Source organism: Pseudoduganella rhizocola (assembly GCF_045984285.3).
Lineage (GTDB): Bacteria > Pseudomonadota > Gammaproteobacteria > Burkholderiales > Burkholderiaceae_D > Rugamonas.
Genome location: NZ_JBJQIK030000009.1, coordinates 193808 through 217581, shown reverse-complemented (window position 1 = coordinate 217581; position 23774 = coordinate 193808). Strand labels below are relative to the sequence as shown.

Genomic DNA, 23774 nt, shown 5'->3' with positions numbered 1-23774 from the left:
ACTAGCGCACGTCGAAAAGGTCGTCATCATCAAAATATGGCATTTCGGCAAGCACCGCCTTGAACGAGTGCTTCTTCGGCCGCATTAGCAAATGCGCCCGCAAAATCTCCCGATGTTCCGCCTCGGCGCTGCGGCCTTTGGCTGCAGCAGCGCGCTTCAGAGCATCTATCAGCTCTTCATCAAGGCCTCGTACCAGCAATTGGGACATGATTTTCTCCTCAATGATATCAATGATAGCCCTATGTAGATTGCACTACAAGACGGTTTTCCCGTAACGCTTGGAGGCACGCTACGTAGCAGATATCATGAATCATTTCGTAAATCGTCTATCCCGATGCCCTCAACTAAACTCATCATTGCGGCCATTGCGCTGGCACTGAATACGTTCACAGCTAGCGCACATGCAGAAGCACCCGCCCTGCACGCACCTAACGTCGTCCCCATTTCGGCCAGCATCGTGACATCGGGCCAGCCGACTGCCGAGGCGCTGGCGCATTTGTCGGAACAGGGATTCAAAGCCGTGGTCTACCTCGCGCCGCCGACGGTTGGCGATGCTGTTCCTGGCGAAAGGGAAATCGTGCAGCGGCAGGGACTGGAGTTCGTCAATATCCCTATCCCCTTCGGCAAACCGACGCAGGCGGACTTCGAACAGTTTGTGGAGGCGATGAAGCGCTTCAGTGATGGGAAAGTGCTGGTGCACTGCCAGGTGAATATGCGTGCATCGACCATGACCTTCCTGTATCGCACCACCGTGCTGCATGAAGCACCGGAGCAGGCTTACGAGGCAGTGGCAAAGGTCTGGTCGCCGAAGGGACCGTGGAAGGATCTGATCGTCACCCAGCTGCGCAAGGCGCAGATCGCCTTCGAGCCGTATTAAGGCATTCCTTCAGCCTTCCAGCGCCCAGCTGCGCAGCACCTCGTGCCGGGATTGTCCAAGATGGCTTTTGACGAGGGCAAACTCGGTAGCGCGGAAAGTCACTGGTTCGATTGGCACCCGCCCCACCCGGCTGCGCGAATCGTAACAGAGCGTCATATGCGGTTCGAAGCTGCGCTGCGGCCTGAAGCCGCGATCCGCCATGGCACAGCCGAGCACCGTGCGCAGCTTGCGCAAGGCATCCAGCCCATCCGACTCTTTCGCCCCCACCAGCACGAAGGGCCCGCCGGAACCGAAGGTCATGGCCTTATCGAAACGGACATCGAAGGCTGGCGAACGGACTGTATCGGCAGCACGGCATGCCGCATCCACCAGTTCCGGAGCGACTTCCTCAAGGGTGATGTGCAAGCGCGCAGGCCCGATGCGATAACCTGCCACACCATGGGACGCCAGCAACGCGTCAGCCATCATTTCGATGCGTGCTGCGTCCGCCGCACCTGGGCGCACGGCAAAGAACCAGGAATACCGCTGCGCCGAAGCCGGAGGGCCAGGTTGCGGGGGCGGCGAAACATCGCCAAACAGATCCTGCTGGCTCACTGGCTGACTCCTGTTCATTGATCGATACGGCTAATGGCGCGCATTATGACAAGCCGGAGAACAAGGTGCAATGCCGCCGGACTACTCCGAGGGCTTCAGCCTACCCATACAGCACTGGCCCTTGCGCCCTCGGCCAGTCCAAGCCGTTCAAGCGCCGGACGCATGATGTGCAAGGTATCGTCGAGGAATTCGCCCTGCGTCAGCGTGGCGCGGAAGCCTTCGCGCTCCATATTGGCCACCAGGCAGGCGTCGCCGGCGGAACCTGCCTCACCACGCAGCTCCACGTTGAGGGCCGACACCACCGAGCGCAAGGTAGCAACACCCGCCTCCGCGATCGGCCCGCCATCGAAGATGTCGACGTAGGAATCCACATCGAAGCCTTCCGCGACCAGGATGCCGAATGGCAGTTCGGCATCCGGATGCAACTGCCCCAGGGCCCACTGGGCATCCTTGGTCAGCAGCGACACATACACTGGCATGCGCGGCATCAGTTCGGCGATAAAACTCTTGGAACGCCCGCCCGTGCGCTGTTCGGCCTCGGGAAAGGGCATTTTGAAAAAGCGATGGCCCAGCGCATCCCACACCGGGCTGTTGCCCTCGTCATCGCACAGGCCGGGGTTTTCCGCGCCTATGCGTTCCGCGAACAGCTGCGGGTAATTACGGATGAACAGCAGCCGGCCGCGCGACAGCAGCTGCGGCGCCAGCGTTTCACTGTATTCGGGCTCGATGTAGAAGGAACTGAGCAAGGTATGGTTGGACAGGTCTTCGCACAAGCGCAAAGTGTGCTCGCGATTGCTGATGCCCAGCTCCTCGCTGCTGTGTGCCAGAAACTCGTTCCGGTAGCAGTAGAAGCGGCCGTTCGATGCCGCGCTGGCGACGATGCCGCTGGTGCCCACCACCCGCCCGGCCCGCAGATCCTCCAGCACAAAGTGGTAGATCTCATCGCCGTTCTGCGCTTCCCCGCCTGCAAAGGCTGCGATTGAACGTTCGATGCGCTCCGCCAGCCGGGTACGGTCAGGCTTCAGGGTGCGAATGCCAAATGTCGCGGCCCTGGAGAATTTTTCCATGACGTCGAGGTCATCCAGGGTTGCCGGGCGCAACAGGTAGTCCAGGTGATTCATTCCATCTCCTCTCCGGCGTTATAGTTTTCGACCAGCGGCATGGTGTGCCGGGCACGTTCTTCCCTTGGAGTACAGCCAAAATAATTGCGGTAGGTCGTGGAAAAGTGCGAGCCGGACGTGAACCCGCAGGCCAGCCCCACCTGCTGAATCGACAGCGTGGTCTGTTTTAACTGGCGGCGCGCGTGCTTGAGCCGCAATTCCAGGTAGTAGCGCGAAGGGAAGGTATCGAGGTGCTGGCGGAACAGCCTTTCAAGCTGGCGGCGCGACACGCCGACCAGTTGGGCAATGTCTTCCGCCGGCAGCGGTTCGGCCAGGTTCGCCGCCATCAGTTCCAGCGCATCCTTGAGCCGTGTCGATCCCACTGCGGGCTGTGCCGACGCCGGCATGGGCTGGCGCTCGTCGCCGCCCCGCAGCCTTTCCAATCCCAGCGCGCCCGCCACTTCGGCGGCGAACATGCTGCCGTGGCGCTTGCCCAGCCAGTGCAGCAGCAAGTCGATCACGGCCGCACCGGCGCCGGCGCTGATACGGTTGCGGTCAAGCTCATACAGGCCCGGCGTAAACACCGTATCGGGATAACGCTGCGCTGCCTCGGTGCGGAATTGCCAGTCGATGGCGGCCCGGTAGCCATCGAGCAGGCCGTATTGCGCCAGCACCTGTGCTCCCGTGCCACAGGCACCCAGCACCCAGACTCCGTCCTGGCCGAGGCGGCGCAACTGCTGCCCCAGCTGGTGGCTGGACTCTTCGCTCAAGCGTTCATCGATGCGCTCGTCGGCGACCAGCAACAGCAGGCCTGGCTGCTCAAGATTCAATCCGGCCAGCGCGTCCGCCGCCAGCGCCAGGCCGCATTGGGACACAGCTACCTCGCCTTCCGGACTGAATTGACGCAGCCGGTACAGGGTCTCCCCTTCCACCTCATTGGCCGCGGTGAATGCGGCGCGCACCGCGCCCAGCGTGAACAGCGAGAAGCCCGGTAGCAAAATCAGTGAAACGCAATAGGGATTCCCCATACCTTTTCCTAAAGCTGCGCCGCCCCGCGCCTCAAGCCCATAACAGCGGGCCGCTGCGCAACGCATGCTTGCCCGCCACTTTCGCCAGGCGCGTGCCGGGCGAGACATAGCGCCGGTTCTCGCGTGCAAAGCAGTACCCGTCCACCGGCGCCAACAATTGTTGCACGCTGCCGCTGACAGGGTCAATCAGGTCGATCAGGGGCTCTCCCGCGCGCACGTTTTCACCCAGTTCGCGCAGATACACCACCAGGCCTGCCGACGGCGCTGCCACCGGCATGCAGCCGGCCAACGGGGTCGGCTCGCAGGCCACCGGCACCGGCTGCGACAGCGGGCCCGCCACCACGCCCTGCAGGCGCAAATAGTCCAGGATCGCTGCGGCATCGCGGGCCGCCGTTGCATGGCTGACGTCACCATACCCGCGCAGCTCGATGGTGGCTGCCAGGCAGGCCAGCGGAATGGGGAATTCTTTACCTGCCAGCGCCGCAATATCCCACCAGATGCGCGAGCAGGCTTCATCGAAGGGGTCGTCGCCCGATTCCGTTTCCAGCAAGGCGACATGGGCGCCCAGCAGGCCGGCCAGCGGCGCCACGCGTTCCCAGAGGGGGGTGCCGGTGTACAGGTGCAGCAGGGATTCGCAGTCGCAATGCAGGTCCAGCACCACGTCCGCATCGGCCGCCAGGCGCATGAGCGCCAGCCGCTGCGCCGACAGTTCATCGACGGCTGCCTGGTCGCGCGCGCCGTCCGCCAGGCTGGCGCGGATGGCGGCACGGATCAGCCGCTGGTTATGCTGTACGTCCTGCCCCAGCTCCTGCTGCACGCGCTGCCACACATCCCGGGACAGGTTGGCGAACATGCGGTTGAAGTTCTGGCCCGTGCGCAGATCGAAGCGGCCCTGGCTGGTTCCCAGCAGCGTTTGCGCCAGCCCGACCGGATTTGCGGCCGGCACCAGGATCACTTCGCCCAGCAGCTGGCCCTCCCGCTCCAGCCCTGTCAGCAGCACCCGCAAGTGGTGGGCGACCAGCATGCCGGGCAGTTCGTCCGCATGCAGGGACGCCTGGATATAGGCCTTCGGCCCCTGGCCCGGCCGGCCGAAGCGCAGGCAAGTCAGGCCGCGGGTGGTGCCTGCGGCAGGGGATGGCAACGCAATCGTGATCTGTTCCATGAACGCTTTCAGTGGCCGGTTAAATAGTCGGCGGCCAGGCTGGCGAGCGCGCGTACGCCCGTCAGCAAGGCTGCCTCGTCAGGATTGAAGCGCGGCGAATGGTTGGGCGCCCACTGGGCCGGGTCGGCGCCGGGCGGATTCACGCCGAGGAAGAACAGCATGGATGGCACGTGCTGGCCGTAATAGGCAAAGTCTTCCGAGGTCGTGCTCGGCGCCACATCGCCCAGCAAACGGGCGCCCGCCACGCGGCGCAGGCTGGGCAGCATTTTTTCGGTCAGCGCCGGATCGTTCCAGGTCACGGGATAGCCGGGGTCGAAACTCACCCGCGCCGTGGCGCCCGCCGACAGCGCCAGGTGTTCCGCCGTACGCCTGAGCTGCAGCAGCAGTTGCTCGCGTATCGCCGGATCGAAACTGCGCATCGTGCCGCTCATCCTGACTTCAGCCGGCACGATGTTGGCGCGCTGGCCGGCGTGCAGCGTGCCGACCGTGATCACCGCCGGTGCGGCCGTCAGGTCGGTCTGGCGGCTGACGATCGTCTGCAGCCCCAGCACGATCTGCGCCGCCACCACGACCGGGTCCACCCCGTTCCATGGCAGTGCACCGTGGGTCTGGCGCCCTCCCACTACGATCTCGAAGGTATCGCCGCCGGCCATCAGGCCGCGCGCACGGGTGGAAATGGTTCCCGTCGGCTGCGGCGTAATGCCGACGTGCAGGCCAAACATGGCCGATACTTTGGGGTTCTCCAGCACGCCCGCCTTGACCAGCCGTTCGGCGCCATTCGGAGCATTGGCCACGCCCTCCTCTGCGGGCTGGAACACCAGCTTGATGGTGCCCGAAAGCTGCCCGCGCAGCCCGGCCAGCACGCGCGCGGCGCCCAGCAGCATGGCCACATGCATGTCATGGCCGCAGGCGTGCATCACACCGGTCTCCTTGCCGCCCGACTGCACACGCTCGCGCGACGCAAAGGGCAGGCCGGTTTCTTCCGTCACCGGCAAGCCGTCCATATCGGCGCGCAGCGCAACCACGGGGCCGGGACGCCCCGTGTTCAGCAGGCCGATCACGGCCGTCTCCGCCATGCCGCGCCTTACTTCATAACCCATGCCGGCGAGTTCCCGCGCCACCAGGCCGGCTGTGCGGTGCTCGCCGAACGCCAGTTCCGGATGGGCGTGCAGGTCGCGCCGCCAGTTCACCACTTGCGGCAGCACTTTCGCTGCCGCTGCATCGAGCTGCGCGTGATAGCGGGCCGGCTGCGCCTGCACGCTGAAGGCCTGGCTGCACAGCAGCAGACCTGCGATCCATTGGCCGCGTTTCATTACCACGCCTGGTAGAAAGGCGTCTTCAGGCGCACCGGCCGCACATCGAGCCGCGCATCGAAGATAGAGTAGTCATGGTCGTCCAGCCCGGCGCTGTCCCAGCCGCGCGTGCGTTCGTCACGCCGCAGCATGAACTCGAAGCCAAGCTCCGGCGCCGGATCGGCGACCGGCGAATTCGGCAGCTGCTCCAGGTCGAAAGCGATGCCCCGCACCTGGTCGCGCGGGCCATCCACCAGTTGCGTGAGTGCGCGCAGGATGGTGTTTTCACCGAGGATGTCGGTAAAAGCAGGCCGCATGAATTCCAGCTCCGACGCAAACCCAGGCTGGCGGAAATTGATTTCGCCCCTGGCCTGCTTGGCGGCCAGCACCTGCCCCTTCAACCGGGCCAGATCATAGCGGTCGCCATTATCGAGGTAGGAAACCCGCACATTACGCACATTCAGTGGCCCCGCTTCCTGCGTGGCCTGGCGCAGGTCCAGCAGGAGCGCGCCGCTGCCGCCCACGATTTCTATTTCGCTGCCGTGAATGATGGCTGCGGTATTCTCGTCCACGCCGAGGCCCACCTTGTAGCCCTTGGCCAGCATCAACGCCAGCATGCGCCCCACCCTGCCCCGTTTGAGGAAATGCTGGTCGATGAACAGCTGGTCGCCGACAAAGCCCAGGCCCCGGTCGATTTCCTTCCCGTCGCGCATCACGCCCTTCATCACCTGCACGGGGTTCATCGCATCGCGGAACATCGTGCTGCTCATGATGGCGGCACCGGCGCTGCTGCCCGCAATCACGCCCCCACGCGCCTGCAGCTCGCGCACGGCCTGCAGCACGGGCGACGCCACGCCACCGGGATTCAGCACATCGGCGGTGCGCTCCTGCGCGCCGCCGGTGAAGAACACGGCCGTGGCCGCGCGGATCTTCGCCACATTGGCAGGATCGGCCGCGGCACGACGTGCGGACTCCAGCGTTTCGCCTGCCCAGCGCGGCGCAATCTTCAGCAGCTCCGCCTGGGCGCCGCGGCGCCGCAGTTGCTCCACCGCGTCGGCGCCCGACATTTCAGGATGCGACGATGAGCTGGGGATCACCACAAAGCGCGCCGCGGCGCCACCAGCCAACTGCACCAGCCGCTGCCGTATTGCCTCGTTGTCGTCGCGTATCGCGCCGCCCATCGGTATCACGGTGCCGGCGACAGGCTGGAACGCCAGCGCGGGCGCGGCGTCCCCAGCGTGGGCAACTGCGCCCAGTTGTGCGGTACATAGCAGCAGAATCGGCAGGAACTTCACGGGCGAACTCCTTCACGGCAGTCGAATTGCTGACCATGTTGCCATTGATCAGGCACCGGCAACCGGACACGGCGCCCGGTTTGCGCACATTGGCAATTGCATGTCGCACTGTGGAAAGTCCGCAACAGATGCCTGCTTCTTTCTTTGCAACAATGCGACACGGCTTTTTCACAGAGCGACCCGCCTCAGTCCCGGCGCGCGCAAGCGGTGCAACGTTGCATACACTGAAATTGTTTCATAACGCCCCCGGCACGGCGCAAGCATGTTGCTTGCGTATATACCCACTTACGAGGACCGATCGCATGAAAACCCCTGGCAAGCACAAGGCTCTTGCATTCCGCCGCTCCCGTTGCACCCATGCTGTACTGCTCGCCCTTGGCAGCATGAGCCTGGCCGCCTACGCGCAAACCATACCGCGCGTGGAAATTACCGGCTCCAGCATCAAGCGCATCGAGGGCGAGGCCGCGCTGCCAGTCGAAATCATCAAGCGCGAAGATATCGACAAGTCCGGCGTGACCACGGCGGCCGAACTGCTGCAGAAAATTTCCTCGAATGTGGGCGGGCTGACCGACGGCGCCAGCGTGAGCGACGTGATGGGCGGCCAGCGCGGCTTCAACGGCGCCAACCTGCGCGGCCTGGGCGTCTCCAGCACGCTGGTGCTGCTGAACGGCCGCCGCATGGCCAACTTCGCCAGCCCTGGCGACAATTCCGGCGTGGACCTGAACAACATTCCGGCCGGCGCCATTCAGCGTGTGGAAGTGCTCAAGGATGGTGCATCGGCGATTTACGGTACCGACGCCATGGGCGGCGTAATCAACTTCATCACCCGCAAGGACTACCAGGGTGGCGACGCCAGCGTGTACGCGCTGGGCACCGATGAAGGCGGCGGCGGCAAAAGGTCGGCCTCGCTGTCCGGCGGCTTCGGCAACCTGAGCACCGACCGCTACAACGTATTCGGCGCACTGGACGTGCAGGAAACGGACCGCCTGGCCAGCTCGCAGCGCAAATTCATGCAGGAATACAGCCTGCCCGACCGCCTGTCGCCACAGCTGTCGAGCTACTCCTTCCCGGCCAACGTCGACCTCAGCGCCGCCCAGTTGGCAACGCTGAACAAATCGAGCTACCTGAAGGGCACCGGCCCCGGCGGCACCTGGACGCCAACCTCAGGCCGCCGCGTCAACTTCGGCAAGGAAACCTGCGTGAACGGCAGCCCGAACGTGGTGCGTCCGCTGGGCCCGGGCGGTTCGGAAGGCTGCTCGTACAACTACATGGGCGACTCGGAAGTCTATCCGGAGTCCAAAAAACAAAGCTTTATCGGCCGCGGCACCTTCCAGGTGGCGGACGGCCATCAGGTGTTTGCCGAAGTCCTGTACAGCAAAGCCGAGACCAGCTACGCCGCATCGCCCGCCACCTCGGGCAGCATCAGCTCCAGCAACGGCATCCTGCTGCCGGCCGACCTGCAGGCCAAAACCGGCATCACCACTCCTGTCACTTTCCGCTTCCGCCTGACGGACGCGGGCCGCCGCACCTCGGAAGTGACCAGCAAGGCGACGCGCTTCGTGCTGGGCGCCACCGGCAAGGTGGGCGACTGGGAATACGACACCGCCTACAACCACAGCGTCAACAAGGCCACCGACCTGGATATCGACGGCTGGGTTTCCCGCACCCAGATGCTGGCCGGCATTGCCAGCGGCAAGTACAACCCCTTCGTTCCCGCCACGGACGATGCGGGCCGCAAATTTATGGACTCCATCAAGATCCATGGCGCAGCCCGCATGTCCAAAGGCACCAGCGACAGCGTCGATGGCAAGCTGACCCGCTCGCTGATGGCGCTCGGCGGCGGCGACGCAATGCTGGCTGTGGGCGCCGAATTCCGGCACGAGAAAACCGCCTTCACTGCCACCGAGGCGCTGCGCACCAACGACGTGCAGGGCGACCGCGCCAGCTCCGACGAACTGCTGGCCGACACCTCCAACTCGCGCGACATCGCGGGCATTTACACGGAGATCAATGCGCCGTTCAGCAAGGAATGGGAAGCCCAGTTCGCCATCCGCCACGACCGCTATAAAGGCGTGCATGATCCGCTGACCAAGATCACCACGCCGGCGCTGAATACGACCAACCCGAAAATTGCCCTCAGCTACCGTCCTAGCAAGGAGATCCTGGGCCGCGCGTCCTACGGCACCGGCTTCCGCGCCCCGTCGATTGCCGAACTATTCCTGCCGGTGCGTTCCGGCACCACGGCCAGCTTCGTGAAAGATCCGGTCTCGGAAGAAGTGGCCCAGTTCGACCTGGACCGCTACGGCAACCCGAAGCTGAAACCGGAAAAGTCCAAGCAGTTCTCCATTGGCGCGGTGCTGGAACCGAACCGCAACTGGAACCTGAGCCTGGACTACTGGAAGATCCGCAAGACCGACATCATTTCGGAAATCGGCGAGCAGACCGTGTTCGACAACCCGATCTACTACAACGATCCGGAAATCGTGGTACGTGACGAAGATGGTTTCGTGTCCTACCTGCAGTTCAAGAAAGAGAACCGCGGCAAGCTCAATACTTCCGGTCTCGACCTCTCGCTCAACTGGCGCGGCGATGCCACCTCGGTGGGCCGCTTCAGCGCCAGCCTGAACGGCACGCTGATCACCGAGTACAAGTTCCAGTCCGATCCGAATTCGCCGCTGACGAGCGGGCTCGGCGTCTTCCGCGACGACAAGGCCGTGCAGCGCTGGCGCCACAAGCTGAATATCGACTGGACCCAGGGTGCCGTCAACCTGAGCCTGGGCAACACCTTCTTCTCCAGCTATCGCGACCAGAACATTCCGGGACTGGCCGATCCGGGCTGGAACGACCGCGACGTGAAGGCCTATTCGCTGTGGGACCTGACCGGCAGCTATGCGTTCACCAAGAACCTGAAGCTGCGCGCCGGCGTGATCAACCTGGCCGACACGCCGCCGCCATTCACCAACCAGTCGCGCTACTTCGAAGTGACCTGGGACCCAACCTACGGCGATCCTCGCGGCCGCTCGTTCTTCGCGAACCTGCAGTACAAGTTCTGAGTCTCAGGCACTTGACTCCGCAAGCCCCACTTCGGTGGGGCTTGTTGTTTCAACTCTTCGTCCGACTATCGATGAATGTGCTGCCACGGCGCGGGCAACTTTTTGCATCGAGTGTCAGATTCCCCCCAAAGCAGACGCACGATCAACCGGCTATTCAGCCGCTTACGGACATTGGCTGCAATGATCTTCGACAGATAACGGCTATCGCCAATTCAGATATCTAAGCCGATCCGCCGAATCAACTCGTCGAGAAGGATATCCCCGTCCTCGACATCCCATGCACCGAGAAGGCCGCATAACGATTCCTTCTTCCAGACGTCTTCGCCTGTGAATGAGTAGCCACGAAGCTTTGCGTGAACATTCGTCAATGTTAAAGCATCGCCTACCTCTTTACGCAGTTCAAAAATATAGTCGCTGAGGGTAGTCAAATTATAAGTAGGCCAGTCATTAATTGCTGAGGCAAGTGCTTCGGCAATTCGGCGTACGGAAAATGGCTTTGACTCGTCATCTGCAATCTCTTCGAGCTGGCTAAAAGTAGTCATTGTTGAGGCACCTGATCAGCATACCTGTCCGCCATTGGGGGAACAAAATCACGCGGCAAGTCGGTTGGATACATCATATTCTCAAGTGGTTATTCGGGCACCTGATAGTATCGAAATTGGCCAATGAACTGGCAGCTCCTGGCTGATGACAGCCCGTCAAACGCCGTGCATTCCAATTTTTCAATCAGCTCTACTTACTTCTGGGGGAATACTCTATAAATAATCTGCACATGGATTCCTTAAAACGACAGTAGAGACTGGCAGTTTGGTTTGATTTTCGAAGTTTGAACATTGCGACGCCGAGAAAGCTTTCTGGCTCCCAGCCACGGGCGACAAATGCAGCGCGCAGCCTTGGGCGAGCGGACTCAGGGACAGGGCAGTCGTAGTTGATGATCATCTGCGATTTAAAAGGGACGACCTTGTTTACCGAGGTGCATACCTTAGGATCGAAAGGGACTTGAGCATCTGCGGAAACGCTCTCCACAGTGGCCCTCATGGTGGGGATGGAATTGACTTGTGCCATTGCTGAGGGGAGGACCATAGCCCCGAGTAGAGATACCGCAGCAGCTTGGTGCCACTTATGTGTTCGATTATTCATCAATTTTTGCTTCTGTTCGGGTAAGAATCTGCTTTTGGCCTTTTAGAAAGGCGTACGCGCTCGCCGACAAATTCCTCAGCGACTGCGGCACCATTGATCCATGGCCTCATCGGACAGCGGGTCATAATAGATGTCTTCTGCGGTAATCAGGAATCATTTATCTTATTAGATATCGCCGTTTTTCAATATAACATGCGGTAGTTACGAGAAACCGCTGGCTCACCATTGAAGCCAAGGCAGTCAGGCTGCTTGGCCGCGATCTGCGCAGCGTCTGCCAAAGGAGTTTTGCTCTACACTTCTCTCTGCCGCTTTGGTCGAAGCGACCGTGCTGAAGGCAGCTGCATGCCGACCCGGCGCACATTGGCATACCTTTCGCATCAACAGCTTGGCATCAGTCAGTGAATGGAGATCTGAAAACATGAATTTGAGCATGCTCGGCCTTGCCACCACTTTTTCGCTTACCCTGCTCGCGTTCGCCGCCCCTGCGCCCGCGAATGCGCGGGCCAGTGCAATCGCGACCGGCGGCCTGCCTTTCGAAGTCAAGCCGCTCGGCACATTCAAGAGCCCATGGGCCATGGCATTCCTGCCCGACGGCAAGTTGCTGGTTACGCAAAAGGAAGGAGCGATGATCCTGTTCGATCCCGCAACCGGAACCAGGCGGACCGTGTCCGGCACACCGGCAGTCAGCAGCAAGGGCCAGGGCGCGTTGATGGACGTCGTCCTCGCTCCCGATTTCGCGGCCAGTAAGCAGCTCTACTTCAGCTACTCCGAGGCGGGTCCAGGTGCCGACAGCAGGGTCGTGCTCGCCACTGCGATACTGGATCAGGCCGGCGGCACACTGAAGGATACAAAGGTCATTTTCCGCGGCCAGGATGCTTCGACTGGCGGGCACTATTCGGGCCGTATCGGTTTCTCGCCAGATGGCAAGTATCTCTTCTTCACCAGTGGCGACCGCCAGCTTTTCGATCCGGCGCAGGATCCCAGGTCGACGCTCGGCAAGGTGCTGCGCTTAAACCTCGACGGCACGCCGGCTACCGGCAACCCGCTCGCGGCCAGGGGCTTTCATGCAGCGGTCTGGTCGTATGGCCACCGCAATCTCCTGGGCATTGCCTTCGACAGGCAGGGGCGCTTGTGGCAGATGGAGATGGGACCGCGCCATGGCGACGAGATCAACCTGATCAAGCCGGGACTCAACTATGGCTGGCCGAGAGCATCGAATGGCAGCCACTATGACGGCCGGGACATCCCCGACCACGCGCCTGGCGACGGCTTTGAGGCCCCAAAAGTGTCCTGGAATCCGGCCATTTCACCAGGCGGCCTTGCCTATTACGATGCGGACCTGTTTCCGAAGTGGAAAAATTCCCTCTTCATCACCGGGCTCTCGGGCAAGTCGCTGGACCGCATCGCCCTCGACGGCGAGAACGCGAGCAAGGCGGACCATTGGGACATGGGCGAACGCATCCGCGCCGTTCGCACCGGGCCGGACGGCGCGCTATGGCTGCTGGAGGACGGTCCGCGCGGCCAGCTTCTGATGCTGACACCGAAGAGGTAGACCAGCGGGCACATCGAGCTGTCTCCACATGCCGGTCAACAGCTCAATGAACACGGATGCAATAAAAAATGCCATTGATGATGCAGTCAACATCATCAATGGCATTCATTTAATTCGCCAGATCAATGCGTTAGAAACGCCACATCACTCCCACTCGATCGTCGCAGGCGGCTTGCCGCTGATGTCGTACACCACGCGGTTCAGGCCGCGCACTTCGTTGATGATGCGGTTGGAGACTTTGCCCAGCAGCGAATGCGGCAGGTGCGCCCATTGCGCGGTCATGAAGTCCAGCGTCTGCACGGCGCGCAGTGCAACGACCCATTCGTAGGTGCGGCCGTCGCCCATCACGCCCACCGATTTCACCGGCAGGAAGACGGCGAAGGCTTGGGAGGTGGCGTCGTACCAGTTCTTCGGGATATTGTCTGCATCCACGCCCTCCACTGCCACGCCTTCATACGGCGTGTTGCGCAGTTCTTCGATGAAGATGGCGTCCGCGCGGCGCAGCAGGTCCGCGTATTCGCGTTTCACTTCGCCGAGAATGCGCACGCCCAGGCCTGGGCCAGGGAACGGATGGCGGTACACCATCTCATGCGGCAGGCCAAGCGCCACGCCCAGCTTGCGCACTTCGTCCTTGAACAGTTCGCGCAGCGGTTCCAGCAGCTTGAGGTTCAGCGTTTCCGGCAGGCCGCCCACGTTGTGGTGACTCTTGATGGTCTGGCCTTTCTTGCCCTTGCCTGCGGACTCGATCACGTCCGGGTAGATCGTGCCCTGCGCCAGCCATTTGGCGTTGGACAGTTTGCCCGCTTCCACCTGGAACACTTCCACGAACTCGCGGCCGATGATCTTGCGCTTCTGTTCCGGATCGGTCACACCGGCCAGGTGGCCCATGAACTGTTCGGATGCGTCGATCTGGATCACTTTCACGCCGAGGTTCTTGGCGAACATGTCCATCACCATCTTGCCTTCGTTCAGGCGCAGCAGGCCGTGGTCCACGAACACGCAGGTCAGCTGGTCGCCGATGGCGCGGTGGATCAGCGCCGCCGCCACGGAGGAATCCACGCCGCCGGAGAGGCCGAGGATCACTTCATCCGTGCCCACCTGCGCGCGGATCTTCTCGACCGCTTCGCTGATGTAGTCGGGCATATTCCAGTCCGATTTGCAGCCGCAGATTTCGTGCACGAAGCGGCCCAGCATGGCCTTGCCCTGCACGGTGTGCGTGACTTCTGGGTGCCATTGCACGGCGTAGAACTTGCGGTCTTCGTCGGCCATGCCGGCGATCGGGCAGCTTGGGGTGGAGGCCATCAGCTTGAAGCCTGGCGGCATGTCGAGCACCTTGTCGCCGTGGCTCATCCACACTTTCAGCATGCCGTGGCCTTCGTCGGTGACGAAGTCGTTGATGCCGTTCAGCAGCGCGGTGTGGTTGCGGGCGCGCACTTCGGCGTAGCCGAATTCGCGCACCAGGCCGTTCTCCACCTTGCCGCCCAGCTGCGCGGCCATGGTCTGCATGCCGTAGCAGATGCCCAGCACCGGCACGCCCAGTTCGAACACGGCTTGCGGCGCGCGCGGCGAATCGCCTTCCAGCGTGGAGTTGTGGCTGCCGGACAGGATCACACCAGCGGCGCCGTAGTTGCGCACGAATTCTTCGCTGACGTCGTAGGGATAGACTTCGGAGAACACGCCGGCGTCGCGGACGCGGCGGGCGATCAGCTGGGTAACCTGGGAACCGAAATCGAGGATGAGGATTTTAGAGTGCATGGATATTTGCGTTCAGAGCTTGAGAAACCGGGTGCTATGTAAGAACGCCGGCATTGCAGCCGGCGTTCGCGGGAGAGCTTATTCCGAACGGTAGTTCGGCGCTTCCTTCGTAATCTGCACGTCATGCACGTGCGATTCGCGCATGCCTGCCGAGGTGATTTCGACGAATTCCGCTTTCTCGCGCAGTTCGTCGATGGTGGCGCAGCCGCAGTAGCCCATGGACTGGCGCACGCCGCCCACCAGCTGGAAGATAATCGCCAGCACGCTGCCTTTGTAGGCGACGCGGCCTTCGATCCCTTCGGGCACGAACTTGTCGGCCTTCATGGTGGCGTCCTGGAAGTAGCGGTCGGCCGAGCCGTCGGTCATGGCGCCGAGGGAGCCCATGCCGCGGTAGCTCTTGTAGGAGCGGCCCTGGTACAGGATCACTTCGCCCGGCGCTTCTTCGGTGCCGGCGAACATGGAGCCCATCATCACCGTCGATGCGCCGGCTGCCAGCGCCTTCGAGATATCGCCCGAGAAGCGGATGCCGCCGTCGGCGATACATGGCACGCCGGTGCCTTCCAGCGCCTGCGCCACATTGGCGATGGCGGTAATCTGCGGCACGCCCACACCGGCCACGATACGGGTGGTGCAGATGGAGCCGGGGCCGATGCCGACCTTCACCGCATCGGCGCCGTATTCCACCAGCGCCTTGGCGGCGGCTGCGGTAGCAATATTGCCGCCGATGACGTCAACATGCGGATACTTGGTCTTGATGTATTTCACGCGGTCCAGGATGCCTTGCGAGTGGCCGTGGGCAGTATCCACCACCAGCACGTCCACGCCCGCTGCCACCAGCAGGTCGATACGCTCTTCATCTTTTGCGCCCACGCCCACCGCCGCGCCGACCAGCAGCTTGCCGTGCTTGTCCTTCGAGGCATTCGGGTGTTCGGTGGATTTCTGAATGTCCTTCACGGTGATCAGGCCGCGCAGTTCGAAGTCGTCGGCTACCACCAGCACGCGCTCCAGGCGGTGCTTGTTCATCAGGCGCTTGGCTTCGGCGGTGTCCGCGTCGTCCTTCACGTACACCAGCTTGTCGCGCGGGGTCATCTTGGCGCGTACTTCAGCGTCCAGCTCCTGCTCGAAACGCAGGTCGCGGTTGGTAATGATGCCCACCACCTTGTTCTGCTCCACCACCGGGAAACCGCTGATGCCATATTGCTCGGTGAGCTTGATGACGTCGCGGATCTTCATGTCCGGCGGGATCGTGATCGGATCGCGCAGCACGCCTGCTTCGAAACGCTTGACCTTGGCCACTTCGCGCGCCTGGTCCTTCGGTTTCAGGTTCTTGTGGATGATGCCAATGCCGCCTTCCTGCGCCATCGCAATCGCGAGACGGGCTTCGGTGACGGTATCCATCGCGGCCGACAGCAGCGGGATATTCAGCGAAATATTGCGGGTCAGTTTGGTGCGAAGGGACGTATCGGCAGGCAGAACGTTGGAGTACGCGGGGACGAGCAGCACGTCATCGAAGGTGAGTGCTTTTTGGAGGAGACGCATAGTACTTTCCTATAGGCGCAAAAGTAGATTATACAGAAGTTCGCGCGCTTCGTCTTTGCGTGGTGGAAAACATTTGACAGCTCCGGTGAATCGGGGTGAAATCGGCGGCATGGATTTCCCTGGAAAAAGGCTTATGAAACAAGGCATTATCGGATGGGCAACAGGCATGGTGCTGGCGGCAAGCTGCGGGCTGGCGCAGGCGCAATGGCTGTGGGTGAACGAGAAAGGCGTGAAGCAGTTCAGCGACCAGCCGCCGCCACCGTCGGTGCCCTCCTCCCGCATCCTGAAGGCGCCGAAAGGCCAGCAGATGGACCTGCGCAAGGAGCCGGCGGCCTCATCCGATGACGCCGCTGAGCAAGCCGCGCCCGAACCGAAGGTGACGCCGCGCGCCACGCTGTCCGAACGCAATGCCGACTTCAACAAGCGCCGCGCCGAAGCGGCCCAGCAGGCGCAGAAGGCAGAAGCCGACGCGCGGGCCAAGGCGTCGAATGACGCCAACTGCGACAACATCCGCAACAACCAGCGCGCGCTGGAGGCCGGCATGCGCATCAGCAGCTTCGACCGCAACGGCGAGCGCGTCATCCTCGACGACGCCCAGCGCGCCGAGCAATCCAAACGCAACGCCGCGATGCTCGCCGCCAACTGCAAATAATTGCTTAAAAATTGGGGACAGACCCGGATTTACGAAATCCGGGTCTGTCCCCAATTTCCAGGAAATTGTTGACGGTGGGTTAGTGCGATGTTACTGTACTATCCGTATTAGTACAGTGGAGTTAATGATGAGCCGTCGTGTACCCCTGATGCTGCAGATCGTGACTGGCGATCCGCGCCCTATTACGCGCCAGATTGTGGATGGCGTGCGCCGTATGATTGCCAGCGGCGAGCTGCCCGTCGGCGCCGCGCTGCCCAGTGTACGCGGGCTGGCGCAGCAGCTGACCGTGAATCCGAACACCGTCGCCAAGGCCTACAACGAGCTGACCACCGAGGGCTGGCTCGATGCGCGCGCCGGCCTCGGCCTGTTCGTGGCGCAGCCGCGCCAGCTGCTCTCGAACGAGGAACGCGAGCGGCGGCTGGACGATGCCGTGCAGCGCTTCGTCGGCGACGTGATCGCGCTCGACCTGCCCGCCGAAACAGTGCTGGACCGCGTGGCCGGCGAGCTGTCCCAGCTGACGCCTCGAAAAAGCGCCTGATCATGGACTACGCCATCCAGACCGAGGCCCTGAGCCTCCAGTACAAGAATAAGCTGGCCCTCGATCACCTTTCACTGGCAGTGCCGCGCGGCGGCATCCACGCCGTCGTGGGGGCCAACGGCGCGGGCAAGTCCTCGCTGTTCCGCGTGCTGCTGGGCTTCCAGTCGCCGACCGATGGCAGCGCGCGCATCCTGGGCTGCGACAGCGGACGGCTTACGCAGGAGCTGCGCGGCCGCATCGGCTTCGTCAACGAAGAGCACACCCTGCCCGCCTGGCTCACCGTGGATGAGGTAATGCGGATGCAGCGCCGCCAGTACGCACGCTGGAACCAGCGCCGCTATGACGATGTGGTGGGCAACTTCAATGTGCTGCCGGACCAGCACATTGCCCAGCTCTCGCGCGGTGAGCGTGCGGGCGTCAACCTGGCGCTCGCGCTGGCACAGGGACCAGAGCTGCTGATCCTCGATGAGCCCACACTGGGCCTCGACGTGGTCGCCAAGCGTGCCTTTCTTGAGGCGCTGATGTTTACCGCGCTGGATGACGGCTCCACCATCATCTATTGCTCGCACCAGATGGAGGAAATCGAACGGGTGGCCGATAACCTCATCATCCTCGAACGCGGGCGCCTGCGCCATATGTCCGAACCCTCGGCCTTCTGCGAACGGGTGCAGCTGTGGGTAGCGGAATTCCCATTCAAGCTGCCGGATACAAGCCACCTGCCGGGCGTGCTGGAAATCCAGCGCATCGATGAGCTGGTGCACTTCGTGGTGTTCGACCAGGACGAAGAATTCGGCGCGCGCCTGAAACTGCTCGGTGCACGCACTGTGCACAGCATGCCGGTCAGCCTGGACCGCGCTGTGAACGGATTCCTCGCGCAAGGCCACATCTCCACAAAACGCCTCGCGAATGCCGCCTGAGGAGCCGCCATGTACGAACTCTTTATTTCAGAATGCCGCCGCTTCCGCAAAGCAGCCCTGATCGCAGCGGGCGTGCACCTTACGCTGCTGCTGGTGATCAGCCGCCTCACGCTGGTGATGCAGATGGACTGGCGCCAGCAGTTCGTCCTGCTGACGGCTTACGGCCTCGCCGGCGCCATCTTCGGTGCCTACCAGTTCGTCACCTATCGCCAGCCTGCACGCTGGATGTGGCTGATGCACCGGCCCCTGCCCCGCTGGCGCATCAGCGTTGCACTGGCCGGCGCTTCCGCACTGATGATCTTCTGCGCCATCGGCCTGCCGGGCATACTGATGCTGGCCGTTACGAAAGCCGCCACATCGCGCGTCGTTGACCTGCACCACTACGCCATCGTCCTTTACGTCACGCTTTTCACCATGGCCTGCTGGCTGTGCGGCAGCTATGTGGCGCTCAGCCGCAGCAAGCTCGCCATCGTGCTGCTGTTCCTGCCCTACGTGCTGATGCTGCACCTGGCATCCGCCTGGACCATGGTTGCAGTGGGTGCGTTCTGCGTGCTGCTGCTGGCGGCGATCGGCTACTTCGTCATGAAGCCCAACCGCTTTGCGCCGCCGGAAGGCGCGGCAGCCACCATCGCCACGGCCTTGCCGCTGCAGATTGGATTCTATTTCGCCTTGCTGTGGGTCGGCGGCGTGGCGTCGCAGTACATGATGATCATGGCCGGCACGCATCCACTGAACTCGGCGATGCCGCCCGCGGGGGGCTTCGTGGAAGCATCGCGCATCAAGGACCACAAGCTGTTCGGCATGTCGCTCAAGCTGTCATCCGATCCCCGCGCGGCGCAGTGGGCAGCCGAACTACCCAAAGCAAGGCTGGCGCCAGTGGACGTTTCCTATACGCGTTTCCCGCTGCGGCACGAGCTGGCGGCTGGCAGCCGGACCGTCGGCCAGGAAGGTGGAAGCAACGGCATCTGGACCTTCAGCCACGACAAAATGCGCTTCGTGGGCATGGACATGTACACCGGCGCGCCGCTCGGCGAACTTGGGCTCGACGGCCGCAGCCAGGCGTTTGCCACGCCGCCGGTACTTGAACAGCCCGGCATGCAGCTGGTGCTGCCGCAGCAGGTGCTGATGTTCGACACCGGAGCGCGGCGCTGGCAGGCCATCATGCAGCTGCGCGGCGATGAAACCATTATCGGCGCTCGCACACGCATCGATAATCCAAAGCCGCAGCAGGAATACATACTGACCACTAAACGCCTTGTGGCCTGGAAGGCTACCGCGCATCCGCTGCAGCAGGCGGCGGAACGCTACAGCATTCCGATGCCGGGGGACGTCAAGGAGATCCGGCGTGTTGACGTAGCCGCGCTGGCGGATGGCGAGCTGGTGTCCTTTGTTTTCGGGCGCAATACGATCGATGGCGCGGCAGCCGGCAAGCAGGTGCTGCTGCATGTGGATGCAGGCGGCCACATCTCGCAAGTTGCAGCACGCCCGCTGGCGCATGACTATCCGCTGCTGTTCGAGCATCGCGCATGGTGGCTGTCGCCGCCGCTGCAGGCCCTGCTCGCCCTGCCCGATGTGCTGATCGACCAGGGCGAAATACTGCCTTTCGACGCAGTCCGCCTGCCTCGCCCGCCCGCCGCATGGGCTGCCGCGGCGGTCTTTGCCCTGCTGTCCGCCCTGGGTGCATGGTGGTGGCTGCGCGCCGCGCGCATCTCGCGGCTCAAGCGCGCCGCGTGGATCGTGGCCTGCTTCATCATCGGCATACCTTCCCTGCTTTGCCTGCTCGTGATGCAGGAAAGGCTCTCCCCCGCTGTACGCGCCCGGCTCCGCGCCGGGCTCCCGCAAGCCGCCTGACTTCTTAACGGAGACACCATGAAAATTTCGATCCTGCTGCGGCAGGCGGGGCGCGCTCGCGCCTTCGTTTTGCCGCTGCTCCTCCTTGCCCTGCCCGCCAGCCATGCTGCGCAGGAGCCCACCGACCTCAAGGCGCTGGCTGAGCGCAATGCGGCGCTGCCGGCGGCCCCGCCGCTCTCGAACAGGGATGTCACACGCCGCTCCAAACTGCGGGAAGTGAAGATTTCGCCGGATGGCAGCCAGGTGGCCTACCTGATGATGGAGGAGCGCGACGTGTCGCTCAAGCTCTACGACACGCGCTCGCGCCAGACGCGCCGCCTCCTGCCCAACGCCGGCCGCGCGGAGCTGAGCTGGTCGGCCGACGGCACTGCGCTCTTTCTTGACACGCCTGCGGCGCTGTCGATCGTGAACACCGCCGATGGCGCCAGCAAGCGCATCGCCGCATTCGACAGCAAGCTCGCGCAGCGCACCGTGGCCATCGACACGACACGGCCACGCCATGCGCTGATTGAGGAGATGGATAACAGCGCGGGCCGCTACCGCCTGTCGCGCGTGGATGGCGAAGGTGGGCGTGAAGTGCTGTATGAAGCTGCGGCGCCGCTGCGCGAAGTGCTGCTGGGCGCCGACGGCAAGCCGGCCTTCATCAAAACGATGGACAAGGATTACCACCAGATCGTCTCGCAATGGCGCAATGGAACGTGGCAGGAAGTCACGCGCTGCAAGCGCCTGCGCTCCTGCCGCCTGATTTCGGCCTCGCCTGATGGACGCAAGCTGGCAATGGTGATCAACGAGAATGAAGACCGCAAGGCCCTGAGCGAGCTCGATACCATCACCGGCGAACAACGCTTGCTGCACACCGATCCGCTGGGCATGGCCGACCTGCGCGCCGTGGTGCTGGACCGGCGCTGGGCGCAGCCGCTGCTGGCCACGTACGAGGCGCCGCTGCGGCGGCACGCGGGCTTGACGCCTGAAGCGCAGCACGCCGCCGGCGCGATTGCGAAACGCTTCGGCGACGCGGCCATCGCCATCGATCCGTCCACCGGCGCCTGGCTGCTGACCGAAAGCGGCTCGCGCCTGCCGCAGGAGCGCTTCTGGCTCTACCAGCCGGCCAGCGGCGCTTTCGAGGAGATCCTTGCCGATGAACGCCAGCGCAGCGAACCGCTGGCGGAAGCGCAGCTCGCGGCCAAGCATCCGGTCAGCTACCGGGCTTCGGGCGGCATGACGATCCATGGCTACCTCACCCTGCCGCCGGGCCGCGCAGCAGCCGGGCTGCCGCTGATGACCCTCGTGCATGGCGGCCCCTGGGGCCGTTTCGAAGGCGACTACGCCGGACTGGTGCAGCTGATCGCCAACCGGGGCATTGCGGTGTTCCAGCCCAACTTCCGCGCCTCAACGGGTTACGGGGACAAATACATGCTGGCGGCGAAGGCTGATTTCGGCAACGGCCGCGTGCAGCGCGACATCATCGAAGGCATCGAATGGCTGCTCGCGAACGGCATCGGCGACCGCCGGAAGCTGGGCATCATGGGCGACTCGTTCGGCGGCTACTCGGTGCTGCTGGCGCTCACGCACACGCCGGAGATGTTCCAGTTCGGGATGGCGGGCGTGGCGCCGCCGGAATTCTCGGCCACGCTGGTGCTGGCGGCTGCAGGCACGGACGAGCCGTCGTCCGAGGTACCATATTCCCTGCGCTTCCGCGAACTGGGCATCGCCTACGACGACCCGGCCGCCATGCGCCATATCGTGGACGAAGCGCCGCGCGCGCATCCGGAACGCGTGGTGCGCCCGCTGATCATGCTGGCCGGCGGCAAGGACACGAAAGTAGAGCTGAGCACCATCACCAGCTACGCCGGCAAGCTGCACAGCCTGGGCAAGCCGGTGACGCTGCTGGTCGATCCGGAGGAAGGCCACAACCCGCGCAAGCCCATCACGCGCGACGCCTATGTGTACATGCTGGAGCAGATGCTGCACAAGCACTTCGGCGCGAGGCCGCCAGCCGAGCCCTCCGGCGCCCTGCGCGCCTACTTCCAGCAAAACCTGCGCCTGGGAAATGTTGCAAATAAATTGGGGACAGACCCGGATTAATTAAATTAGGGACGCGGCGTCCCCGTCTGCCCCCAATTTCTAGGCAACTTTTTTGGCGCGGCGGCGGCGGGCGTCCTTGGGGTCGGCGATCAGGGGGCGGTAGATTTCGATGCGGTCGCACGGCCGCACGACCGTGTCCAGGGTCTTCTTTTTACCGTAGATGCCGACCGGCATGGTGACGAGGTTGATTTCGGGCGCGTCCTGCAGGACGCCGCTGATTTCGATGGCCTGGCCGATCGTCGTGCCCTCATCCACTTCCAGCGCGCGCAGCAGCGGCACCGGGCCCGGCGCGTAGCACACCGAGATCTTGATGCGCTCAGCCATACACCGTCTCGGCGCGCTTGGTGAAGGAGTCGACCATGCTGTTGGCAATCACGCCGAACACCGGCCCGATCACCTGCTCCAGCAGGCGGCTGGAGAACTCGTAGTGCAGGTCCAGCTCCACCTTGCAGGCGTCTGCCCGCAGCGGCTTGAAGGTCCAGGTGCCGTTCAGGGTCTTGAAGGGGCCATCGACCAGGTTCATCTTGATGCTGGTGGGCGGCACGTTGACATTGGCCGTGGTGAAATGCTGCTTCACGCCGTGGTAGTTGATGCCCAGGCTGGCCACAATCGTATTCTCACCCCGCTCCTTTACTTCCACACCGCCACACCACGGTAAAAATGCGGGATAATCTTCGACCTTTGCCACCAGATCAAACATCTGCTCTGCGCTGTAGCCCAGAAGCACGGATTTGTGTACTACTGCCATTGAGTAACCGTTTGCTATGATGTTGGATGAAAGACCGTAGTTTAACCGACCCGCGCCATTTACCACATGACCATTGCCGATAACCGTAAAGCCTTCCACGACTACTTCATCGAAGACCGCTTCGAAGCGGGCATCGTCCTTGAAGGTTGGGAAGTCAAGGCGATCCGCGATGCGCGCGTCCAGATCAAGGAAGCATACGTTACGATCCGCGATAACGAACTGTACCTGTTTGGCGCGCACATCAGCGCACTGCCCACTGCCTCCACCCATATCCATCCGGAAGCCGTGCGCACCCGCAAGCTGCTGCTGCACCGCCAGGAGATCGACAAGCTGATCGGCAAGGTGGAGCGCGCCGGCTATACCCTGGTGCCGCTCAACCTGCACTACAAGGGCGGCCGGGTGAAATGTGAAATCGGCCTTGCCAAAGGTAAGAAACAGCACGACAAACGTGCCGCCGAGAAAGATCGGGACAGCGCCCGCGAAGTGGCTTCGGCCATGAAGCAGCACAAGCGTTAAGCCCGCGTGGCATGGCAGCCACGGCTAATTTCCAAATAGAAACACGCCATGTTACACTCTGGCAGCTAATTTCTACGCTG

General features: G+C 62.9%; 21 protein-coding genes. 9 read left to right on the top strand and 12 right to left on the bottom strand.

The window, feature by feature from the left end; all coding sequences use genetic code 11:
- Position 1: 1 nt before the first annotated feature.
- Positions 2–208, bottom strand: a complete 207-nt coding sequence (locus tag ACJRPG_RS19595) for a FitA-like ribbon-helix-helix domain-containing protein (RefSeq protein ID WP_408001789.1) — start codon at positions 206–208, stop codon at positions 2–4.
- A gap of 126 nt (positions 209–334) precedes the next feature.
- Here ACJRPG_RS19595 and ACJRPG_RS19590 point away from each other — a divergent pair, with 126 nt between their 5' ends.
- Entirely contained in the window at positions 335–877 is a 543-nt protein-coding gene (locus ACJRPG_RS19590) for a protein tyrosine phosphatase family protein (RefSeq protein ID WP_408001788.1), read from the top strand.
- Between the two features lie 9 nt (positions 878–886).
- Here the strand turns inward: ACJRPG_RS19590 and ACJRPG_RS19585 are convergent, their stop codons facing one another.
- The 6 genes from ACJRPG_RS19585 to ACJRPG_RS19560 all read right to left on the bottom strand — a co-directional run bounded on the left by ACJRPG_RS19585 (position 887) and on the right by ACJRPG_RS19560 (position 7348).
- On the bottom strand, positions 887–1471 hold the full coding sequence (locus ACJRPG_RS19585; protein ID WP_408001787.1) for a 2'-5' RNA ligase family protein: 585 nt from the start codon (positions 1469–1471) through the stop codon (positions 887–889).
- A gap of 95 nt (positions 1472–1566) precedes the next feature.
- Positions 1567–2592: an arginine N-succinyltransferase gene (gene astA, locus ACJRPG_RS19580; protein ID WP_408001786.1), complete on the bottom strand. Its 1026-nt coding sequence runs from the start codon at positions 2590–2592 to the stop codon at positions 1567–1569.
- Positions 2589–3599 carry a GlxA family transcriptional regulator gene (locus tag ACJRPG_RS19575; protein WP_408001785.1) on the bottom strand — a complete coding sequence of 337 codons (1011 nt, stop codon included), beginning with the start codon at positions 3597–3599 and terminating at the stop codon, positions 2589–2591. The genes astA and ACJRPG_RS19575 overlap by 4 nt, the downstream gene beginning before the upstream one ends.
- Before the next feature lie 31 nt (positions 3600–3630).
- Complete coding sequence (locus tag ACJRPG_RS19570) at positions 3631–4761, bottom strand: succinylglutamate desuccinylase/aspartoacylase family protein (RefSeq protein WP_408001784.1); 1131 nt, start codon at positions 4759–4761, stop codon at positions 3631–3633.
- Positions 4762–4769: 8 nt separating this feature from the next.
- Positions 4770–6074 carry an amidohydrolase gene (locus ACJRPG_RS19565; RefSeq protein ID WP_408001783.1) on the bottom strand — a complete coding sequence of 435 codons (1305 nt, stop codon included), beginning with the start codon at positions 6072–6074 and terminating at the stop codon, positions 4770–4772.
- Positions 6074–7348 carry a cyanophycinase gene (locus tag ACJRPG_RS19560; RefSeq protein WP_408001782.1) on the bottom strand — a complete coding sequence of 425 codons (1275 nt, stop codon included), beginning with the start codon at positions 7346–7348 and terminating at the stop codon, positions 6074–6076. The genes ACJRPG_RS19565 and ACJRPG_RS19560 overlap by 1 nt, the downstream gene beginning before the upstream one ends.
- A gap of 302 nt (positions 7349–7650) precedes the next feature.
- On the opposite strand from ACJRPG_RS19560, the gene ACJRPG_RS19555 reads away from it, so the two are divergent.
- Entirely contained in the window at positions 7651–10401 is a 2751-nt protein-coding gene (locus ACJRPG_RS19555; protein WP_408001781.1) for a TonB-dependent receptor, read from the top strand.
- 212 nt (positions 10402–10613) lie between these two features.
- On the opposite strand, the gene ACJRPG_RS19550 is transcribed toward ACJRPG_RS19555, so the two are convergent.
- Complete coding sequence (locus ACJRPG_RS19550) at positions 10614–10943, bottom strand: hypothetical protein (RefSeq protein ID WP_408001780.1); 330 nt, start codon at positions 10941–10943, stop codon at positions 10614–10616.
- Positions 10944–11959: 1016 nt separating this feature from the next.
- Between ACJRPG_RS19550 and ACJRPG_RS19545 the strand changes: the two genes are divergently transcribed.
- Positions 11960–13093: a PQQ-dependent sugar dehydrogenase gene (locus tag ACJRPG_RS19545; RefSeq protein WP_408001779.1), complete on the top strand. Its 1134-nt coding sequence runs from the start codon at positions 11960–11962 to the stop codon at positions 13091–13093.
- A gap of 144 nt (positions 13094–13237) precedes the next feature.
- Here the strand turns inward: ACJRPG_RS19545 and guaA are convergent, their stop codons facing one another.
- Complete coding sequence (gene guaA / locus ACJRPG_RS19540; protein ID WP_408001778.1) at positions 13238–14848, bottom strand: glutamine-hydrolyzing GMP synthase; 1611 nt, start codon at positions 14846–14848, stop codon at positions 13238–13240.
- A gap of 78 nt (positions 14849–14926) precedes the next feature.
- Entirely contained in the window at positions 14927–16387 is a 1461-nt protein-coding gene (gene guaB / locus ACJRPG_RS19535) for an IMP dehydrogenase (protein ID WP_408001777.1), read from the bottom strand.
- Between the two features lie 133 nt (positions 16388–16520).
- On the opposite strand from guaB, the gene ACJRPG_RS19530 reads away from it, so the two are divergent.
- From ACJRPG_RS19530 to ACJRPG_RS19510, 5 genes are all read left to right on the top strand, one after another.
- A complete protein-coding gene (locus ACJRPG_RS19530) occupies positions 16521–17039 on the top strand; it encodes a DUF4124 domain-containing protein (protein WP_408001776.1) in 519 nt (172 codons plus the stop codon).
- 127 nt (positions 17040–17166) lie between these two features.
- Positions 17167–17577 (top strand): GntR family transcriptional regulator, encoded by a 411-nt coding sequence (locus ACJRPG_RS19525; RefSeq protein ID WP_408001775.1) that lies wholly within the window; start codon positions 17167–17169, stop codon positions 17575–17577.
- A gap of 2 nt (positions 17578–17579) precedes the next feature.
- Complete coding sequence (locus ACJRPG_RS19520; protein WP_408001774.1) at positions 17580–18494, top strand: ABC transporter ATP-binding protein; 915 nt, start codon at positions 17580–17582, stop codon at positions 18492–18494.
- A gap of 9 nt (positions 18495–18503) precedes the next feature.
- Entirely contained in the window at positions 18504–20345 is a 1842-nt protein-coding gene (locus ACJRPG_RS19515; RefSeq protein ID WP_408001773.1) for a hypothetical protein, read from the top strand.
- 18 nt (positions 20346–20363) lie between these two features.
- Positions 20364–22430, top strand: a complete 2067-nt coding sequence (locus tag ACJRPG_RS19510; protein WP_408001772.1) for a S9 family peptidase — start codon at positions 20364–20366, stop codon at positions 22428–22430.
- Between the two features lie 39 nt (positions 22431–22469).
- Here ACJRPG_RS19510 and ACJRPG_RS19505 read toward each other — a convergent pair whose 3' ends face one another.
- Together ACJRPG_RS19505 and ACJRPG_RS19500 are read right to left on the bottom strand one after the other, a co-directional pair.
- Positions 22470–22754 (bottom strand): RnfH family protein, encoded by a 285-nt coding sequence (locus ACJRPG_RS19505; protein ID WP_408001771.1) that lies wholly within the window; start codon positions 22752–22754, stop codon positions 22470–22472.
- On the bottom strand, positions 22747–23178 hold the full coding sequence (locus ACJRPG_RS19500) for a type II toxin-antitoxin system RatA family toxin (protein ID WP_408001770.1): 432 nt from the start codon (positions 23176–23178) through the stop codon (positions 22747–22749). The genes ACJRPG_RS19505 and ACJRPG_RS19500 overlap by 8 nt, the downstream gene beginning before the upstream one ends.
- 66 nt (positions 23179–23244) lie before the next feature.
- On the opposite strand from ACJRPG_RS19500, the gene smpB reads away from it, so the two are divergent.
- Entirely contained in the window at positions 23245–23694 is a 450-nt protein-coding gene (gene smpB / locus ACJRPG_RS19495) for an SsrA-binding protein SmpB (RefSeq protein ID WP_408001769.1), read from the top strand.
- The last annotated feature ends 80 nt before the right edge of the window (positions 23695–23774 follow it).

What these genes read in the sequence shown, in the direction of transcription:
- ACJRPG_RS19595 (WP_408001789.1), bottom strand. Translation starts at nt 208, where the DNA reads ATGTCCCAATTGCTGGTACGAGGCCTTGATGAAGAGCTGATAGATGCT.
- ACJRPG_RS19590 (WP_408001788.1), top strand. Translation starts at nt 335, where the DNA reads ATGCCCTCAACTAAACTCATCATTGCGGCCATTGCGCTGGCACTGAAT.
- astA (WP_408001786.1), bottom strand. Translation starts at nt 2,592, where the DNA reads ATGAATCACCTGGACTACCTGTTGCGCCCGGCAACCCTGGATGACCTC.
- ACJRPG_RS19575 (WP_408001785.1), bottom strand. Translation starts at nt 3,599, where the DNA reads ATGGGGAATCCCTATTGCGTTTCACTGATTTTGCTACCGGGCTTCTCG.
- ACJRPG_RS19570 (WP_408001784.1), bottom strand. Translation starts at nt 4,761, where the DNA reads ATGGAACAGATCACGATTGCGTTGCCATCCCCTGCCGCAGGCACCACC.
- ACJRPG_RS19565 (WP_408001783.1), bottom strand. Translation starts at nt 6,074, where the DNA reads ATGAAACGCGGCCAATGGATCGCAGGTCTGCTGCTGTGCAGCCAGGCC.
- ACJRPG_RS19555 (WP_408001781.1), top strand. Translation starts at nt 7,651, where the DNA reads ATGAAAACCCCTGGCAAGCACAAGGCTCTTGCATTCCGCCGCTCCCGT.
- ACJRPG_RS19550 (WP_408001780.1), bottom strand. Translation starts at nt 10,943, where the DNA reads ATGACTACTTTTAGCCAGCTCGAAGAGATTGCAGATGACGAGTCAAAG.
- ACJRPG_RS19545 (WP_408001779.1), top strand. Translation starts at nt 11,960, where the DNA reads ATGAATTTGAGCATGCTCGGCCTTGCCACCACTTTTTCGCTTACCCTG.
- guaA (WP_408001778.1), bottom strand. Translation starts at nt 14,848, where the DNA reads ATGCACTCTAAAATCCTCATCCTCGATTTCGGTTCCCAGGTTACCCAG.
- guaB (WP_408001777.1), bottom strand. Translation starts at nt 16,387, where the DNA reads ATGCGTCTCCTCCAAAAAGCACTCACCTTCGATGACGTGCTGCTCGTC.
- ACJRPG_RS19530 (WP_408001776.1), top strand. Translation starts at nt 16,521, where the DNA reads ATGAAACAAGGCATTATCGGATGGGCAACAGGCATGGTGCTGGCGGCA.
- ACJRPG_RS19525 (WP_408001775.1), top strand. Translation starts at nt 17,167, where the DNA reads ATGAGCCGTCGTGTACCCCTGATGCTGCAGATCGTGACTGGCGATCCG.
- ACJRPG_RS19520 (WP_408001774.1), top strand. Translation starts at nt 17,580, where the DNA reads ATGGACTACGCCATCCAGACCGAGGCCCTGAGCCTCCAGTACAAGAAT.
- ACJRPG_RS19515 (WP_408001773.1), top strand. Translation starts at nt 18,504, where the DNA reads ATGTACGAACTCTTTATTTCAGAATGCCGCCGCTTCCGCAAAGCAGCC.
- ACJRPG_RS19510 (WP_408001772.1), top strand. Translation starts at nt 20,364, where the DNA reads ATGAAAATTTCGATCCTGCTGCGGCAGGCGGGGCGCGCTCGCGCCTTC.
- ACJRPG_RS19505 (WP_408001771.1), bottom strand. Translation starts at nt 22,754, where the DNA reads ATGGCTGAGCGCATCAAGATCTCGGTGTGCTACGCGCCGGGCCCGGTG.
- ACJRPG_RS19500 (WP_408001770.1), bottom strand. Translation starts at nt 23,178, where the DNA reads ATGGCAGTAGTACACAAATCCGTGCTTCTGGGCTACAGCGCAGAGCAG.
- smpB (WP_408001769.1), top strand. Translation starts at nt 23,245, where the DNA reads ATGACCATTGCCGATAACCGTAAAGCCTTCCACGACTACTTCATCGAA.